Source organism: Sphingopyxis sp. (assembly GCF_035686825.1).
GTDB lineage: Bacteria > Pseudomonadota > Alphaproteobacteria > Sphingomonadales > Sphingomonadaceae > Sphingopyxis.
In genome coordinates this window covers 240,715-257,426 of the sequence record NZ_DASRYZ010000007.1, presented here as the reverse complement: position 1 = coordinate 257,426, position 16,712 = coordinate 240,715, and the positions used below count along the sequence as shown (strand labels likewise).

The window sequence follows — 16,712 nt, the reverse complement described above, 5'->3', positions numbered from 1 at the left end:
GGTCTCGGCGCCCGCGACGTGATGCAGCAGGCAAACAGCTATGAACAAGCCAAAATTAGCTTTGGGATCAAAAGGCTGTGGCGATGCCCTTGCCCAGATAGCAGGGCAGCTGGCGCAGCACGTCGGCCTTCGGCACGCCATCCTCGATCAGCTCGGGCGGCACTTCGGAGGTGTCGGTGCGCACGACGGTCCAGCCGGCGCCCGGCTGCGCGCGGTGGACGACGACATAGCCGCAGTCCATCGTGCCGTCCTTGCGGTCGCCGCGAAAATCGAAGGCGGCATAGAGCCCGGCGGGCTGCCCGGCGGGATCGAGATACCAGCTGAGGCGCAGCGGGCGGATTTGCCCGTCGGTCCACAAGGTTTCCCGCTTGCGCAGGTTCATTTCCCATTCGAGCCGGGGGTTCGATGCCTGGAACGACAGACGGAACATCGCATAGGCGGCCGCGAAATCGCGCTTCTCCAGCGCGAGCGTATATTCGGCGAACCGGTCGATCGCGCCTTCCTCATCGATCGCCGTCGGTTTGAAATCCTTTCCTTCGGGGGCGACAATCTGACGATCGACCTCGGGCGCGAGCGTTGGCGGCGCGGCGAGGGCGGCCGGAACTCCGGCCATCAAGGCTGCGGCGGTCAGCAGCGCACGACCGCGACAATCAATAGCCATAATAGGCGCCGCCCTTTTCGCGCGCGCGGCGCCACGCCGGCCGGTCGTGGCACGCGTTCACGAAGGCGGCGAGCTTGGGATAGCGCGGCGCCATGCCCTGCATGATCGCGATTTCGGCGGGGAAGCTCAGCATGATGTCGGCGGCCGACAGCTCGTCGCCAATGAAATGACCATTCTCGCCGACGCGGCTTTCCATATAAGCGAAGTGCGCGTCGAGTTGCTGCGCGATGCGCGGCTCGATCGGTGCCGCGGCGTCGCCGAGCCGCGCGGTGTAGATACGCAGCAGGATCGGCGTCATCGCCGACCCTTCGGCGAAGTGCAGCCATTCGAGGTGCGTGATGTGCGCGGCGCTGCCGCGTTCGGGAACCAGATGCCCGCCGCCGTGCCGCTCGCAGAGATATTCGGTGATCGCACCCGATTCGGTGATCACGCGACTATCGTCCTCGATCACCGGCGACTTGCCGAGCGGATGCACCGCGAGCAGTTCGGGCGGGGCGAGATTGGTCACGGGATCGCGGTCGTAATATTTGATCTCGTACGCCGCGCCGATTTCTTCGAGCAGCCACAGGATGCGCTGCGAACGGCTGTTGTTGAGGTGGTGGACGATCAGGCTCATGGGCTTTCCTTTGGATCAGGGCCGATAAGGGCCGTTGCGGTCGATCAGCGCCGCCAGTTCGCGAACGAATTTGGCGCCGACTATCGCGGTGACGCCGCCGACGTCGCGGCCGGGATGCAGCTCGACGATGTCCGCCCCGATGATCGGCGCGGTCTGCTTGTGCAGCACCGCGAGCAGTTCGCGGACCGTCAGGCCGCCCGGCTCCGGATGCGCCACCCCGGGCGCCGCCGACGGGTCGAGGCCGTCGAGATCGATCGAGATATAAAGGGGGCCGCCCAGAACCGGGACGCGGTCGGGGGAGAAATCGGCCATCGGCACGATTTCGACCCCGAAACGCGCCGCCTGTTCGCGGCAATGATTGGTGAGGGTGCGGATGCCGACCTGCACCAGCCGTTTCGCGTGGCCCGCCTCGCAAATGCGTGCGAAGGGCGAGGCATGGCTGCGCGGGTTGCCGGCGAAATCGTCGTAGAGATCGGGGTGCGCGTCGAAGTGGAGGATCGTCACCGGCCCGTGGCACGCCGCCGCCGCCTCGACGAGCGGAAAGGTGACGGCGTGGTCACCGCCGAGCGCGAGCGGAATATCTCCATCTTCGCGCACATAGGCGATGTGGCGGCGGATCGCCGCGTCGTCCTGCGCGGTGTCCTCGGTCAGCGGGAGGTCGCCGTCGTCGGTGAGGGCGATGTCGCTGCCGATCTCCGGGCCGATTTCGCTCGCCATATTGCCGCGGTCGCTCCACAGCATCGCGCGGATCGCGGCGGGACCGGCGGCAGCACCGCGTTCGAAGCTGCTGTTGATGTCGGTGGGCAGGCCGAAGAGGCGGATCGCGGGCATGCGCCGCTTGTAGCCGCTGGCAAGGGCGGCGCAAGGATCAACGGCGGGCGGGCCGACCTGCTGGGGAGGGGGAGAGGGTGCAGGTCAAAGGGGCTGGTGGCCCGCCGCCGTCGGCCGGCCGGTTCGAGCAAGGCGAACCGGCCGGATGGCTATCGGATCAATTGTCGTCGTCGCCCTCGTCGTCGGGGCCGGCCATCATTTCCTCGGCCACCTCGTCGGTGCGGCCGCGGATCGCGGCTTCGAGCCGTTCCTTGAGTTCGGGGTTTTCGGTCAGGAAATTCTTCGCATTTTCGCGGCCCTGACCGATGCGGATCGAGTCATAGCTGAACCAGGCACCCGATTTCTCGACGAGCCCGGCCTTGACGCCGATGTCGAGAATCTCGCCGATCTTCGAAATGCCCTGCCCGTACATGATGTCGAATTCGACCTGCTTGAACGGCGGCGCGACCTTGTTCTTGACGACCTTCACGCGCGTGGTGTTGCCGACGATCTCGTCGCCATTCTTGATCTGGCCGGTGCGGCGGATGTCGAGGCGGACCGAGGCGTAGAATTTGAGCGCGTTGCCGCCGGTCGTGGTCTCGGGATTGCCGTACATCACGCCGATCTTCATGCGCAGCTGGTTGATGAAGATCACCATGCAGCGCGAGCGGCTGATCGAGCCGGTGAGCTTGCGCAAGCTTTGCGACATCAGCCGCGCCTGCAGGCCGACATGGCTGTCGCCCATTTCGCCTTCGATTTCGGCGCGGGGGACGAGCGCGGCGACCGAGTCGACGACGAGCACGTCGATCGCGTTCGAGCGGACGAGCGTGTCGACGATTTCGAGCGCCTGTTCGCCGGTGTCGGGCTGCGACACGATCAGCTCGTCGATGTTGACCCCGAGCTTGCGGGCATAGACGGGGTCGAGCGCATGTTCGGCGTCGACGAAAGCGACGGTGCCGCCGGTCTTTTGCGCTTCGGCGAGCGTGTGCAGCGCGAGCGTCGTCTTGCCCGAGCTTTCGGGACCGTAGATTTCGATGACGCGGCCGCGCGGCAGCCCGCCGACGCCGAGCGCGATGTCGAGCCCGAGCGAACCGGTCGAGATCGCCTCGACCTGCATCGCTTCCTTCGAGCCCAATTTCATCACCGAGCCCTTGCCGAACGCGCGATCGATCTGCGCGAGCGCGGCGTCGAGCGCCTTCTGCCTGTCCGTGTTGTTCACTGATTTCCCCGATTCGACGAGTGACAATTGTCCGGCCATTTGCCGTCCCTTTCCAGCTCTAGAGCGACAGCGGAAGCATCGCAACGCCGGAACCATGTGCCACATTTGTTCTCATGGAACAAGAGGAGAACAAAATATTCTTCGACGCCCGCCTTCGGGGGGGGGCGACGGATTATGAAGCGCCAAATTCCTCGAGCGCCGCTTCGATGTCGCTGATCCGGAACGGCTTGGTGATCAGCTTGCGATGCGCGTGCGCAGGCGGAATGACGTCGCCGCCGCCCGAGGTGAAGGCGAAGGGGATGTTTTTGGCGGCAAGCGCGTCGGCGACCGGCCAGCCCTTTTCGTCGCCGAGGTTGATGTCGACGAGCGCACCGCCGAGCGGTTCGGCGGCGATCAGCGCGAGCGCTTCCTCGTTGCTCGTCGCCTGCGCGGGTTCGGGAAGGTCGAGCGCGTCGAACATGTCGGCGAGCATCATGCCGATCAGCACATCGTCCTCGACGAGCAGGATGCGATGGTTACTGGCCATTCGGCACCCGATGCGCGGCGTCGTCGAGCGCCGCCGACGTCGCCTCGGCGAGCTGCGCGACCGAAAAGGGCTTGGGCAGGAAGGCGACGTCGTCGATGTCGATCGACTGGCGCAGTTGTTCCTCGGCATAGCCCGACATGAAAAGGACGGGCAGGTCGGGGCGCTTGGCGCGCATCGCGCGCACCATCGCCGGGCCATCCATCGTCGGCATCACGACGTCGCTGATGATCAAATCGACCTTCTCCATCTGCGCAAAGCGCTCGAGCCCCTCTTCTCCCTGCGAGGCGGTGACGACGCTATAACCCGCACGGGTCAACGCGCGTTCCGCCACCGCGCGCACCATATCCTCATCCTCGACGAGCAGGATGGTGCCGGTGCCCCACTGGCTCTTCTTCGGCTTGGCCGGCGGCGGCGGCGCGACGGGCGCATCGCCCCCGGCGCGGTGGACGGGCAGATAGATCGAAAAGCTCGTCCCCTGCCCCGGCTTGCTGTCGGCGAAGATGTAGCCCGCCGACTGCTTGATGATCCCGTAGACGGTCGAAAGCCCGAGCCCGGTCCCCTTGCCGACATCCTTGGTCGTGAAGAAGGGTTCGAAAATCTTGGGCAGCACGTCGGCGGGAATGCCCGTGCCGGTGTCGCTGACCTTGAGCGCGCAATAATCGGCGGGCGGCATGAATTCATTGCCCATCTGGCGCACGTCGGCGGCCGACACCGGATAGGTTTCGATCGTCAGCGTCCCGCCGCCCGGCATCGCGTCGCGCGCGTTGACCGCGAGGTTGATGATCACCTGTTCGAGCTGCCCCGGATCGGCGCGCACCGCGCCGAGCCCGCGGCCGTGATGCACCGAGAGCTGGACGGTCTCACCGATCAGCCGCTTCAAAAGATGCGACACTTCGGAGATCACGTCGGGGAGCTGCAGGATTTGCGGCCGCAATGTTTGCTGGCGCGAGAAGGCGAGCAATTGCCGCGTCAGGCTGGCGGCACGATTGGCGTTGCTGCGGATCTGCTGAATATCGTCATAATCGCTGTCGCCCGGCGTGTGGCGCATCAGCATCAGGTCGCAGGCGCCGAGCACCGCGGTCAGAATATTGTTGAAGTCGTGCGCGACGCCGCCCGCGAGCTGGCCGACCGCCTGCATCTTCGACGCCTGCGCGACCTGGCGCTTGAGCCGCGATTCCTCGCTCGAATCCTTGAGGCTCAGGAGCACCGCCGCTTCGCCGAGCCCGCGCACGCCGACGACGCGCATCGACACCGGATCGCCGCTCTGTCCCGCGAGACGGATCGACAGGTCGCCGCCGACCTGCTGCCCGCTGCTGTGGCGGCGGATCATGTCGGCGAGCGGCCCCTTGTCCTCACCCACGACGATGTCGCCGGGGTAGCGCGGCATCCTGCCTTCGGGCAGGCTCGCCGCGCGGACGAAAGCGCGGTTCATGTAAAGGAAGCGCCCGTCGCGATCGACCATCGCGAGCCCGAAGGGCAGCAGCGACAACAGGGTTTCGACATAGGTCTGCGCGGTGCCGCGGTCGGTCGGGCCCATTTCCTCGTCGAGCAGCGCGAGCAGCATCGGCGTGTTGCTGTCGGCGGGGGCGAGCGGGATCTGGATCAGGCGCACCGGGGTCGCGCGGTCGCCTTCGCGCGCGAAATAGAGCGCGCCGGCATCGTCGAGGCGGATCATCGGCGCGACGTCGCGGCCGGCATAATGGACCGCGTCATCCTCGCCCAGCGCGCGGACAAGAAAGGCCTGATTGGCTACGCGCAGCCGCCCTTCGGAGCTGACGAGCGCCGCCATCACCCCCGAATGACCAAGCGTGCGGCCCGCGGGACCGTCGAGATGCCGGACGATTTCGGCGACGAGATCGAGCCGTTCGAGCGCCGCGAAGCGCCAGACGAGATAATCCTCCGACTGCCCCGTGCGCGTCACCTGCGCGCGCAATTGCAGCGGACCGATCGCGATATCCTCGGCATAGCCTTCGCCGTCGCGCCACGCGATGCGGCCGGCATTTTTCAGCTCTTCGGCGCCGCGCCCTTCGAGCGGGAGGCCCGGCGGCGTCACGAAGCCATTGAACCATGTTCCGAACAGGTCGTTCGCGCAGACCATCCGCCCCGCGCGGTCGGTCACCGCGATCGCGACATCGTCGTGATTGACCGCCTGGCGCAGCATCGTCCAGTCGGGCGCGACCGCCTCGCCCGCCACCGCCGCGGGGAACAGGCGGCGCGCGAGCAGCACCCCGCCCGCCGCGACGGCAAGCCCGGCGAGGAAGCCGGCCGCGAGCACCATTTCGCGCGTCGCCCAGAACAGCAGCGCGGCGGACAGCAAAGCCAATCCGCCGAGTATCGCCTTGTCGACCGGCGACAGGCTGGCCGGAGTGGACAAGAGCCCGGCGGGGCCCGCCCCCCTGATGACATCACCATCAGCGGAGGGCAGGCTTTGCACGGTCAAATGACAGTCTTTCTCAGTGGCGCATCACCAGATGCGGACGCGGTCCTTGGGCGCCAGATAGAGCTTCTGGCCTTGCTTGATCTGATAGGCCTTATACCAAGGGTCAAGATTGCGCGAGACCCAAGTCCGCTGGATCGAGGGCGAATGCGGATCGGTCGTGATGCGCTGCGACAGATTCTGCTCGCGATAGTTGCGCCGCCAGACCTGCGCCCAGCCGAGGAAGAAGCGCTGGTCGCCGGTCAGCCCGTCGATGACCGGCGCTTCCTTGCCGCCGAGCGACTTCTTGTAGGCGTCGTATGCGATCGTCAGCCCGGCGAGGTCGCCGATATTCTCGCCCAGCGTGAAGGTGCCGTCGAGCTTTTCACCGGGCAGCACTTCATAGGCATCATATTGCGCGATCAGCGCCTTGCCCGCGGCTTCGAACGCCGCGACGTCGGCAGGGGTCCACCAGTCGGCGAGCTTGCCGGTCTCGTCATATTTCGCGCCCTGATCGTCGAAATGATGGCTGATTTCGTGGCCGATCACCGCGCCGATGCCGCCATAGTTGATCGCATCGTCGGCGTGCGGATCGAAGAAGGGCGGCTGCAGGATCGCGGCGGGGAAAACGATCTCGTTCATCCCGAAATTGGCGTAAGCGTTGACCTCCATCGGGGTCATCCCCCACTCCCAGCGACGGATCGGGCCGCCGAGACGGCTGATATTGTCGTCGTGCGCGAACTGGTTCGAACGCAGCGCGTTGCCGAACAGGTCGTCGGCCTTGATTTCGAGCGTGCTATAATCCTTCCAGCGATCGGGATAGCCGATCTTGGTGGTGAAATTGGCGAGCTTCTTCTTCGCCTTCACCTTGGTTTCGGGCTGCATCCACGTCAGATTGGTGATGCGCGTGTCGAGCGCCGCGAGCACATTCTTGACGAGTATGTCCATCGCCGCCTTGGTTTCGGGCGGGAAGTATTTCGCGACATAATCCTTGCCGACGGCCTCGCCCATATTGTTCGTGGTGAAATCGACAGCGCGCTTCCAGCGTTCCTGCATCTGCGGCGTGCCCGACAGCGCGGTGCCGTAGAAGGAGAAGGCCTCCTCCGCGACCGCGTCGGGCAGCACGCCCGAAAAGCCGTCGAGGCTGCGCACGATCAGCATGTCGCGGATCACCCCGATCGGCGCGCCCGCCAGCAGCTTCGCCTCGCCGGTGAAGGCGCTCGGCTGCGACACGAGAATCGAATCCTCATTGACGCCGACGCCGCGGATGAAGCTCTGCCAGTCGAAGCCCGGCGCGGCCTCTGCGAGCTGGGCGATCGTCATCTTGTTATAGACTTTGGTCGCGTCGCTGCTGTCATTCTTGTCCCAGTGGACGGTCGCGACCTGCTTTTCGAAGTCGTAGATCGCCTTGGCGCGCGCGGCGGCGTCCTTTTCGCCCGCGAGCGTCAGGACGTTCTCGAGATGCTTCAGGTAAGCGGCCTGCAGCTTGGTGTTCCGCTCATTTTCCTTCAGGTAGAAATCGCGGTCGGGCATGCCGATGCCGCCCTGGAACATCGTGTAGATGTAAACCTCGGGATTCTTGTCGTCCTGTCCGACATAGCCGCCGAAGAAATGCTGGACGCCGCTGCGGTCAGCTTCGGCAAGAAGCTTGGCGAGGCCGGCCTTGTCGACGGCGCGGATTTTGTTCAGCCAGGGCTGGATCGGCGCGAGGCCCTTCGCCTCGACCGCCGGCGCGTCGAGATAGGAGGCATAGGCGCGGCCGATCATGCTGTTCGGATCGGCCTTCGCCGCTTCGAGGATTTCCTGCGTGCGCTTCTGCGACAGATCGGCGAGCGCGGTGAACATGCCGTAATTCGACTTGTCGGCCGGGATCTGGGTGTTCTTCGCCCAGGTGCCGTTGGCATAGGCATAGAAATCGTCGCCCGGCTGGACGCTCTTGTCCATGCCGGTGAGGTCGAAGCCGAAGTCGCCGATTTCAGGCTTAGCGTCGGTGGCGGCAGCGGGCGCCGCCTGTTCCTGCGCCGACGCGGGAATGGCTGTGAGTATCAGCGCGCCAAGCGCGGCGGTCGCCAGCAGCGGCGAAGAGAGTTTCAAGCGAGTCATGATATTCCCCGATTATCGATTTGAAGCGACGATCCGCGCCGTCGAAAAACACCGCGGATCAGCGATGCGACAGCTATACGCCCCGCTTTCGGGGCGGTTCAACCGGTGGCCGTGTCGCTCGTCGATGCCTCAAGTCGTTGGTCGCGTGCGCGCGCCAGTTTCCGCCGCCAGCGCAGGCGAATCCAATTGTCCCAGAACAGCGTCGCGAGCACATAGCCCACCGCCGCCGAGACGACCGAGATCACGAACAGCCCGGCGAGCATCGCGGGCGCGGCGTCCGAAAACACCCAGCGCACCCACTCGCCCGCCGAGGCGCCATGCTCGATCATCGCCGAAAAGGTCGCGCTGTTGGCGTGAAGCCCGAACAGCCAGTCGCCGAGCCACACCGAGGCGAGGATGATGAAGGGCGTCGTCACGGGGTTCGACAGGAAGGTCATCGCCGCGCCGATCGGAATGTTCGCGCGAACGGGCAGCGCGAGCAGCGCGACGCCCAAAATCTGCACGCCGGGGATCAGGAAAAAGATGCCGACGAACAGCCCGAGCGCGGTGCCGCGCGGCACCGAAGTGCGCGTGAAGCGCCACAAATGGCTGTGCGCGACGCGGTGGGCGAAGGGCTTGATGAAGCGGCTTTCGAGCAGCTCCTCGCGCGTCGGCGAGTTGCGGCGGATCCAGTTCATCACCGCCGCCTTATCCTTGGGCTTGCCGCCGCTCATCCGCGGTCCTTCATCAGCCGCTGCTTGTCGCGCTTCCAGTCGCGTTCCTTGATCGACTCGCGCTTGTCGTGCGCCTTCTTGCCCTTGGCGAGCGCGAGCTCGACCTTGGCGCGGCCGCGGCTGTTGAAATAGACGGAGAGCGGCACGAGCGTCATGCCTTGGCGCATCACGCCCGCGTGCAGCTTGTTGATCTCGCGCCAATTGAGCAGCAGCTTGCGCGGGCGCTTCGGCTCGTGATTGAAGCGGTTGCCATGGCTGAATTCGGGAATGTTGGCATTGATCAGCCACACCTCGCCGCCGGTCACCTCGGCATAGCTTTCGGCGATCGTGCCTTCGCCGAAGCGGAGCGACTTCACCTCGGTGCCCTGCAGCGCGATGCCGGCCTCGAACACCTGCTCGATCGCATAGTCGAAGCGCGCGCGCCGGTTTTCGGCGACGACCTTTTTCTTGTCGAATTCGGCGGCGGACTGCGGGCGGGCCATGACGAAAGCTCAGATCACTCCTGCCGACGACAGCGCGGCATCGACGGCCTTGCACGATGCGTCGGACGCCGGGATGATAGGTAGGCGCACTTCGGGCGAAAACCAGTCGTGGAGACGCGACAGCGCATATTTGACCGGTCCGGGCGAGGTGTCGGAGAACATCGCCTTGTGCAGATCGAACAGGCGGTCGTGGAGCACGAGCGCGCGCGCCCAGTCCCCCGCCGCGCAGGCCGCGGCGAAATCGGCGCAGAGGCGCGGCGCGACATTGGCGGTGACCGAGATGCAGCCCACGCCGCCCATCACCGCGTGCGGGAGCCAGAGGTCGTCGTTGCCCGAAAGCTGGCAGAAATCCGCGCCCGCGCCAGCACGGTGAGCCGTCACGCGCGCGAGGTCGCCGCTCGCGTCCTTGATCGCGACGACGCTCGGGATTTCGGCGACGAGCTTGCACATCGTCTCGGCGCTGATGTCGGCGACGGTGCGGCCGGGGACGTTATAGACGACGATCGGCAGGTCGCTCGCATCGGCGAGCGCCCGGAAATGCGCGATCATCCCCTCCTGGCTCGGCCGGTTGTAATAGGGTGCGACGACGAGCGCGGCGGTGGCGCCGGCGGCCTGCGCGTGGCGCATGTGGCGGATCGCGGTCGCGGTGTCGTTCGACCCGCAACCGGCGATCACGGGAACGCGCCCCGCCGCCGCCTGGATACAGGTGTCGATGACCTGATAATGTTCTTCGAAGCCGAGCGTCGGGCTCTCGCCGGTCGTTCCGCACGGGACCAGCGCGCTGGTGCCCTCTTTGATCTGCCAGTCCACGAGGCGCGCGAAGGCGGGCGCGTCGAACGCCCCGTCGCGGAATGGCGTCACCAAAGCGGGAATCGAACCCGAAAACATGCTCCGCTCCTTTACAATGACCCGCTGCGACCGGTAGAATCCGGCCAGCGCGCCGCTATTGGACGTCTATTCAGCGCCCCGCAAGGAGTTTGGCACTAACATGGCCGTCATGACCACGCTGCCCCGCATTTCCCGCTTGGCCCTCGCTGCGGCCCTCCTGATCCCCACCGTCGCTCATGCGAGCGAACTCACCCCCGAACAAATGGCCTGGTATCGGGCCCAGATGGGGCTCGCATCGGTATCGGGACCGCCGCCGTCGCCCAATTCGGTCGGCGATGCGGTGATGGAATGGCGCCGCCTTACCGCGAACACCGGCGCGTCGTTCGACCAGCTCTCGCGCTTTCTGATGGCGAACCGCGGCTGGCCCGATGCCGAGAAGCTGCGCACGCGCGCGGAGAAAGCGATCTCGCTCGACAGCTACGATCCGCAGCGCACCCTCGCCTATTTCCAGTCCTATCCGCCGCAGACCGCGAGCGGGCAGCTTCGCTACGCGCTCGCGCTCAACGCGGCGGGCCGGCGCGAGGACGCCAATGCCGCCGTCCGCCGCGCGTGGACGAGCGGGCCGCTCGACGATTATGAAACGAGCCGCGCGCTCAGCATGTTTCCCGGCGCGATCACCCCCGCCGACCATGATGCGCGCATGGACAAGCTGCTGTGGCTCGGCGCGACCGCGGCGGCGAGCCGCCAGCTCGCCTACACCTCGCCCGCCAAGCGCAGCATCTTCGCCGCGCGGCTCGCGATGCGCAGCGGCGCGGTCGACGCGGCCTTTCAGGCGGCGGCGGTCGAAAGCGCCAACCCGTCGCTGACGCGCACCGACCCCGGCTACATCACCGCCAAGGCGACCTGGCTGCGCGCCTCGGGGCGCGCCGGCGAAGCGCGCGCGCTGCTCGCCGCGCCGCGGTCGCTGGCCAAACCGCCGACCGACGCCGAGGAATGGCTGGAAACCTTGCTCACCAACGCGCGGCTCGCCGATTCGGGCGGCGACAAGCTGACCGCCTATAATATCGCGCGACAGCTCGACGACGCGCTGCCGCCCGGCACCGTCGTTCGCGAAACCCCGCTCGGCGTGCGCGACGATTATACCTCGCTCGCCTGGCTCGCCGGGCAGCTCGCGCTGAACGACCTGCGTCGCCCGGCCGAAGCGGTGCGGCATTTTCGCGCCTATGGCGAGGCCGCGCGCTCGGCGCAGACGCGCACCAAGGGCTTTTACTGGGCAGGCCGCGCGGCACTGGCAGCGGGCGACCGCACCAGCGCCAACGCGCATTTCAACGACGCGGCGCAGCATTACGACCAATTCTATGGCCAGCTTTCGCTCGAGCGGCTGGACCGCCCGCAGCCCAAACCGACGCCGGACCCGACGATCGAGGTCAGCAGCGCCGAGCGCCGCGCGTTCGAGGACGACCGGCTGGTGCGCGCCGCGCGTGCGCTCGGCGAGATCGGCGCGTGGCGCGAGCAATCGGCCTTCCTGCGCGCGCTCGCGCAACAGGCGAGCTCGCCCGCCGATCATGTGCTCGCCGGGCAGCTCGCCAAGCAGATCGGGCGCCCCGACCTCGGCGTGATGATCGGCCGCAGCGCGCAGGCGAACAGCCTTGATGCGGTCGAGGTATCGGGTTTCCCGACGGTGCGCGTGCCGTCGGGCCACGAAAGCAACTGGACCTTCATCCACGCGATCACGCGGCAGGAAAGCCAGTTCGACCGCGCCGCGATCAGCCATGCCGGCGCGCGCGGCATGATGCAGCTGATGCCCGGCACCGCGCGCGAAGTCGCGGGCAAGCTGGGGATGAGCTATGACGCGGGGTCGCTGACCACCGACACCAATTACAACATGACGCTGGGGTCGACCTATTTTCAGCAGATGCTGCGCTATTATGGCGGCAGCTATCCGCTCGCGGTCGCGGCCTATAATGCCGGGCCGGGCAATGTGAACAAATGGCTGCGCGCCAACGGTGACCCGCGCACCGGTTCGATCCCGATGCTCGACTGGATCGAAGCGATCCCGATCTTCGAAACGAAGAATTATGTCCAGCGCGTGCTCGAAAATGCCGTCGTCTATGACACGCTGCGCGACGGCGGCTCGGCGCGGACGCAGGCGCCGCTGAGCTTCTACCTCGGCAAGCGCACGCCGGGGTAGGAACCGCATGGCGGGGGACAAGACCAACATCATCAGCCCGGCGGGCTATGCCGCGCTGCGCGCCGAATATGACGCGCTGCTGGGCGACGAGCGGCCCAAGCTGGTCGAGGTGATCAGCTGGGCCGCAGGCAACGGCGACCGCAGCGAGAATGGCGACTATATCTATGGCCGCAAGCGGCTGCGCGAGATCGACCGGCGCCTGGGCTTTCTGGCTCGGCGCATGAAGGCGGCGCGCGTCGTCGACCCCGCCGGGCAACCCGACAAGAGCCGTATCTGGTTCGGCGCGACGGTCGAACTCGCCGATGACGATGACGCGCGGCGCGTAGTCACATTGGTGGGCGATGATGAGGCCGAGGCCGGCGAAGGCCGGATCGGCTGGAACAGCCCCCTCGCCCGCGCACTACGCGGCGCCGCGGTGGGCGATCTGCGCACCGTGCAGCTTCCCGCCGGGCCGAAGGAATGGGAAGTGATGGCGGTGGGCTATCCGGCGAGCTGATCTTGGTCGCCTTCCTCGGGATCGCGTTTTTTTAGGCGGGCCCGACTGACCGCTGACGGCCGGAAGTTGCCTCTCTTTCATCGTCACCCCGGACTTGATCCGGGGTCCACAGCTACCGTCGCCCTAATGGATCCCGGATCAAGTCCGGGATGACGAAAAAGGTAAGCGACACCTCCCCACGCCAAAGCCGACATCAGCCCAAACGACCCTGCACGCCGGCACCAAGTGACGCAGCGCCAACAGATTCAGATACCGGAACCCTCAATGACCGCCCACGAATCAGGGCTGCAGCAGTGCCGGAATAATCCATACGGCCGACAGCACGATGATCACCGCGATCAACGAAATGGCCAGTACATAGCGGACATTATGTCCCTTTACCCCGCTGCTTGCCTCGGTCTCGGTCACTTCGACATGGTCATCGACGACTTTCATGGTTCGTCTCCCTTTCTGGTTCCTTCAGAACGCGGCCCGTGCGCGGGCGTTCCCGCACGCGGGGGCTGGAGAGAATTGCCAGAGGGTCTGTAAGCCGGGTTCTGTCCACCCCTTGCGGGGATAGGCGATCATTCCTCTAGGCGGACGGTTGCCCGAACGCTCAAGCAGTCAACCCGGACGGCGGGGCCGGAACCGACCCTGGATTTCTCCGTGCCATCCCTATTCGACCTTGCTCCCGGTGGGGTTTGCCATGCCGCGTCCGTTACCGTCCGCGCGGTGCGCTCTTACCGCACCCTTTCACCTTTCGCCGGGCCGAAGCCTTGGGCGGTCTGCTCTCTGTGGCACTTTCCCTGAACCGATCCGAAGACCGGCCCGCCGGACGTTATCCGGCACCGTGGTTTCCGTGGAGCCCGGACTTTCCTCCCCCGCTTGCGCGGCGGCGATCGCCCGACCCTCTGGCGCCGGTGATTATAAGCCTTCCGGCCGGGTTTGACGAGTCAATTGCCCTCGGGCTGCGGCAGCAGCAGCGCGAGCAGGATCGCGCGGCATTCGCCATCGATCGTGCCATCGATCAGTTCGGGGCGAAAGCGGCGCTGGAACGCCACCGTCGCCGCGAAGCCATCGGTCACGTCATAACCGAAACGTTCGAGCGCGAGCAGGAATCCCGCGTCGGTCCACAAGGGGTCGGTGAGCTTCTTTGTCGGGCGCGGCAGCGCGAGGCGGCGGCGCGCTAGTTCTTCCCAGGGGAAAAGCTCGCCCGGGTCCTGCTTGCGCGTCGGGGCGATGTCCGAATGGCCGACGACATTGCCGCGCGTGATCGCGTGCCGGTCCTTGATCAGGTGGACGAGCCGGACGACCGCGGCGACTTGCGGGTCGGGAAAGGGCACATAGCCCCATTCATGCCCCGGATTGACGATCTCGATCCCGACGCTTGCCGAATTGATGTCGCTGACGCCGCGCCAGTGCGATTTGCCCGCGTGCCAGGCGCGCTTGTCCTCGGGCACCATATGGGTGATCTGGCCATCCTCGCTGACGACATAGTGCGCCGACACTTTAGCGTCGGGATCGGCAAGCCAATCAATGGCTTCGGCACCGGTCTTCATACCGGTATAGTGGAGAATGATCATCGAAATGGGCAGTGAACGCTCGTCGAAATTGGGAGACCAGCGTTCGATAAAATCGCTCATGCGCTTTGCGGGCCCGTCCTGTTCTTGCCAATCCGTCGATTGCGCCAGCGGGGCGCAAAAAGCAAGGTCAGGCGGCGATCGAGCGCGAATCGGGTCGGCGGACCTGTTGGTCTGCGGGCTCGTAGAGGCCGCGCAGGCGCGGGCTCGCGACGAACTGGTCGGTCTGCCCGAGCACGGTTTCGCCCGCACCGAGGACGAGGAAGCTCTGCGGCGCCGCCATCGCGCGCAGCCGCGCAAAGGCCTTTTGCCGCATCGGTGCCGAGAAATAGAGCAGCAGGTTGCGGCAGAAGATGAGGTCGGCCGGGCTCGCCAGCGGCGGCCGGTCGGTGAGCATGTTCTGCACCGAAAAATCGATCCGGCGCCTGATGTCCGCCTTGGCGAGCCAGCCGCCCTCGGTCTGGTCGAACCAGCGCACCATCCGCTGAACGGGCAGCCCGCGCTGGATCTCGAACTGGGTGTAGAGGCCGACGCGCGCGCGGCCGATCGCATGATGGCTGACGTCGGTGCCGACGATGTCGACCTGCCATCCCGCCCATTTCGCGCCCTGTTCGGCGATCAGCATCGCCATCGAATAGGCTTCCTGCCCAGTCGACACGCCGCAATGCCAGATCGTCAGCCGGCGGCGCAGTTTGTTGATCTCGCGAATTTGCTCAAGTGCTGTCGCAGCTATCTCGTCGAAAACGCTGTATTCGCGATAGAAATATGTTTCGTTGTTGAGCATCGCGTCGACGGTGTCGTCGAGCAGCGCGCGGCTGTTCGAGGTCACGAGCGCGGCGACCAGCGCGTCGAGATCGGCGATCCCGTGCCGCTGCATGACGGGCTTGAGCGACATTTCGATCCGCCAGATGCGGCTCGGCGAAAGCGTCTGGCCCGTGCGCGATTCGAGCACGCCCATCAGGACGCGATAGGCCGATTCGCTGGCGCTGCCCCCCATCATAGCTTGCGCCGTCCGGGAAGGAAGCTGCCGAGCATCAGCGCGATCGCGTCAGGATTGAGCGTCGCCGCCGCGATGCCCGACTTCGCCACCGCACCCGGCATGCCCCAAATCACGCAGCTTTCGGGCGCCTGCGCGAAGATCGTCCCGCCCGCCTGCTTCAGCCGCGCCGCGCCGAGCGCGCCGTCGCGGCCCATGCCGCTGAGGATCACGGCGATGCCGCCCTTGCCGTAGACTTCGGCGACCGAAGCGAGCATCGGATCGGCGGACGGGCAGCAGCCATTGTCGACGGGGTGGCGATCGAGCGCGATTTCGCGGCGCCCGCGGCCCTCGACGACGATCAGATGCGCATCGCCCGGCGCCAGATAGATAGAGTTCGGCTCGATCGCCATCCCCGCTTCGGCAACGCGCACCCGGCGCGCGGTCATCATCCCGATCTGCTTCGCGTAAAACTCCATAAAGGCGTCGGGCAGATGCTGGGTGAGCAGGATCGGCGCGCTGATCCGCGGATCGAGGTGCGCGAGGAAATTGGTGAAGGCGGGAATGCCGCCGGTCGACGCCGCGACCGCGATGCACTCGATCGGCTGGTCGGTGTCGATCGCGAGCGCGGCGGGCTGCGCCGCGCGGCGTTCGGCGGCCGGCACCGGCGCCGGATGATCCTGCCGGTGGCCGAGCGTCATGATCCGCTCGGTCAGCACGTCGGCGAAGCGCCCCGAAAAACTGCCGCGCCCGGGCTTGGCGAGCGTATCGCTGGCGCCGAGCGCAAGCGCCTCTATCGCCGCGGGGCCGCCCTCGACGCAGTTCGACGAGAGGATGAGCACGCGCGCCTTTTCGGCGCGTTCCAATATGTGCGGCAGCGCGTCGAGGCCGTTCATGCCGGGCATTTCGACGTCGAGCACGACGACATCGACGGGTTCGCGCGATAGATAGTCAAGCGCGTCCTGCGCTGAGGCGACCGAAGCGCAGATCTTGAGCCCCGCGCGCTGATCGACGATCCGTTCGAGGATGCTGCGAACGACGAGGCTGTCGTCGACGAGCATCACGCGCACGGTGCGTGCGGTTGGTTCTGCGTCCGGTATCGAAGGTTGCGGTTGA

Annotated in this window: 16 protein-coding genes and 1 other RNA gene; 2 read left to right on the top strand and 15 right to left on the bottom strand. The window is 66.2% G+C overall.

Annotation, left to right across the window (positions count from 1 at the left end; genetic code table 11):
- Positions 1 to 67: 67 nt before the first annotated feature.
- The 10 genes from VFG17_RS19020 to dapA form a co-directional block, all read right to left on the bottom strand.
- Positions 68 to 661 (bottom strand): hypothetical protein, encoded by a 594-nt coding sequence (locus VFG17_RS19020; protein ID WP_325030943.1) that lies wholly within the window; start codon positions 659 to 661, stop codon positions 68 to 70.
- A complete protein-coding gene (locus tag VFG17_RS19015) occupies positions 651 to 1,277 on the bottom strand; it encodes a glutathione S-transferase (RefSeq protein ID WP_325030942.1) in 627 nt (208 codons plus the stop codon). The genes VFG17_RS19020 and VFG17_RS19015 overlap by 11 nt, the downstream gene beginning before the upstream one ends.
- A 15-nt stretch (positions 1,278 to 1,292) precedes the next feature.
- Complete coding sequence (speB, locus tag VFG17_RS19010) at positions 1,293 to 2,108, bottom strand: agmatinase (protein ID WP_325030941.1); 816 nt, start codon at positions 2,106 to 2,108, stop codon at positions 1,293 to 1,295.
- A 157-nt stretch (positions 2,109 to 2,265) separates the two neighbouring features.
- Entirely contained in the window at positions 2,266 to 3,345 is a 1,080-nt protein-coding gene (gene recA / locus VFG17_RS19005) for a recombinase RecA (RefSeq protein WP_325030940.1), read from the bottom strand.
- Positions 3,346 to 3,478: 133 nt separating this feature from the next.
- Positions 3,479 to 3,832 (bottom strand): response regulator, encoded by a 354-nt coding sequence (locus VFG17_RS19000; RefSeq protein ID WP_325030939.1) that lies wholly within the window; start codon positions 3,830 to 3,832, stop codon positions 3,479 to 3,481.
- Complete coding sequence (locus VFG17_RS18995) at positions 3,822 to 6,206, bottom strand: hybrid sensor histidine kinase/response regulator (RefSeq protein WP_414712981.1); 2,385 nt, start codon at positions 6,204 to 6,206, stop codon at positions 3,822 to 3,824. Before VFG17_RS18995 ends, VFG17_RS19000 begins: the two co-directional genes overlap by 11 nt.
- A 90-nt stretch (positions 6,207 to 6,296) precedes the next feature.
- Positions 6,297 to 8,351, bottom strand: a complete 2,055-nt coding sequence (locus VFG17_RS18990) for a M13 family metallopeptidase (protein WP_325030938.1) — start codon at positions 8,349 to 8,351, stop codon at positions 6,297 to 6,299.
- A gap of 98 nt (positions 8,352 to 8,449) precedes the next feature.
- Positions 8,450 to 9,064: a DUF2062 domain-containing protein gene (locus VFG17_RS18985; RefSeq protein WP_325030937.1), complete on the bottom strand. Its 615-nt coding sequence runs from the start codon at positions 9,062 to 9,064 to the stop codon at positions 8,450 to 8,452.
- The gene (smpB, locus tag VFG17_RS18980) at positions 9,061 to 9,546 is read right to left on the bottom strand and encodes an SsrA-binding protein SmpB (RefSeq protein WP_037554711.1); all 486 of its coding nucleotides are present in this window, start codon (positions 9,544 to 9,546) and stop codon (positions 9,061 to 9,063) included. The genes VFG17_RS18985 and smpB overlap by 4 nt, the downstream gene beginning before the upstream one ends.
- A gap of 9 nt (positions 9,547 to 9,555) precedes the next feature.
- A complete protein-coding gene (dapA, locus tag VFG17_RS18975; RefSeq protein WP_325030936.1) occupies positions 9,556 to 10,434 on the bottom strand; it encodes a 4-hydroxy-tetrahydrodipicolinate synthase in 879 nt (292 codons plus the stop codon).
- A gap of 100 nt (positions 10,435 to 10,534) precedes the next feature.
- Between dapA and VFG17_RS18970 the strand changes: the two genes are divergently transcribed.
- Entirely contained in the window at positions 10,535 to 12,565 is a 2,031-nt protein-coding gene (locus VFG17_RS18970; protein ID WP_325030935.1) for a lytic transglycosylase domain-containing protein, read from the top strand.
- A gap of 7 nt (positions 12,566 to 12,572) precedes the next feature.
- The gene (greB, locus tag VFG17_RS18965) at positions 12,573 to 13,061 is read left to right on the top strand and encodes a transcription elongation factor GreB (protein ID WP_325030934.1); all 489 of its coding nucleotides are present in this window, start codon (positions 12,573 to 12,575) and stop codon (positions 13,059 to 13,061) included.
- 279 nt (positions 13,062 to 13,340) lie between these two features.
- Here the strand turns inward: greB and VFG17_RS18960 are convergent, their stop codons facing one another.
- From VFG17_RS18960 to cheB, 5 genes are all read right to left on the bottom strand, one after another.
- A complete protein-coding gene (locus tag VFG17_RS18960) occupies positions 13,341 to 13,496 on the bottom strand; it encodes a hypothetical protein (protein WP_167918259.1) in 156 nt (51 codons plus the stop codon).
- Between the two features lie 74 nt (positions 13,497 to 13,570).
- An RNA gene (gene rnpB / locus VFG17_RS18955) (RNase P RNA component class A) lies at positions 13,571 to 13,955 on the bottom strand.
- A gap of 38 nt (positions 13,956 to 13,993) precedes the next feature.
- Positions 13,994 to 14,683, bottom strand: a complete 690-nt coding sequence (locus tag VFG17_RS18950) for an N-acetylmuramoyl-L-alanine amidase (RefSeq protein ID WP_325030933.1) — start codon at positions 14,681 to 14,683, stop codon at positions 13,994 to 13,996.
- Positions 14,684 to 14,750: 67 nt separating this feature from the next.
- Complete coding sequence (locus VFG17_RS18945; protein WP_325030932.1) at positions 14,751 to 15,620, bottom strand: CheR family methyltransferase; 870 nt, start codon at positions 15,618 to 15,620, stop codon at positions 14,751 to 14,753.
- Complete coding sequence (cheB, locus tag VFG17_RS18940) at positions 15,617 to 16,666, bottom strand: chemotaxis-specific protein-glutamate methyltransferase CheB (protein ID WP_325030931.1); 1,050 nt, start codon at positions 16,664 to 16,666, stop codon at positions 15,617 to 15,619. The genes VFG17_RS18945 and cheB overlap by 4 nt, the downstream gene beginning before the upstream one ends.
- Between the last annotated feature and the right edge of the window lie 46 nt (positions 16,667 to 16,712).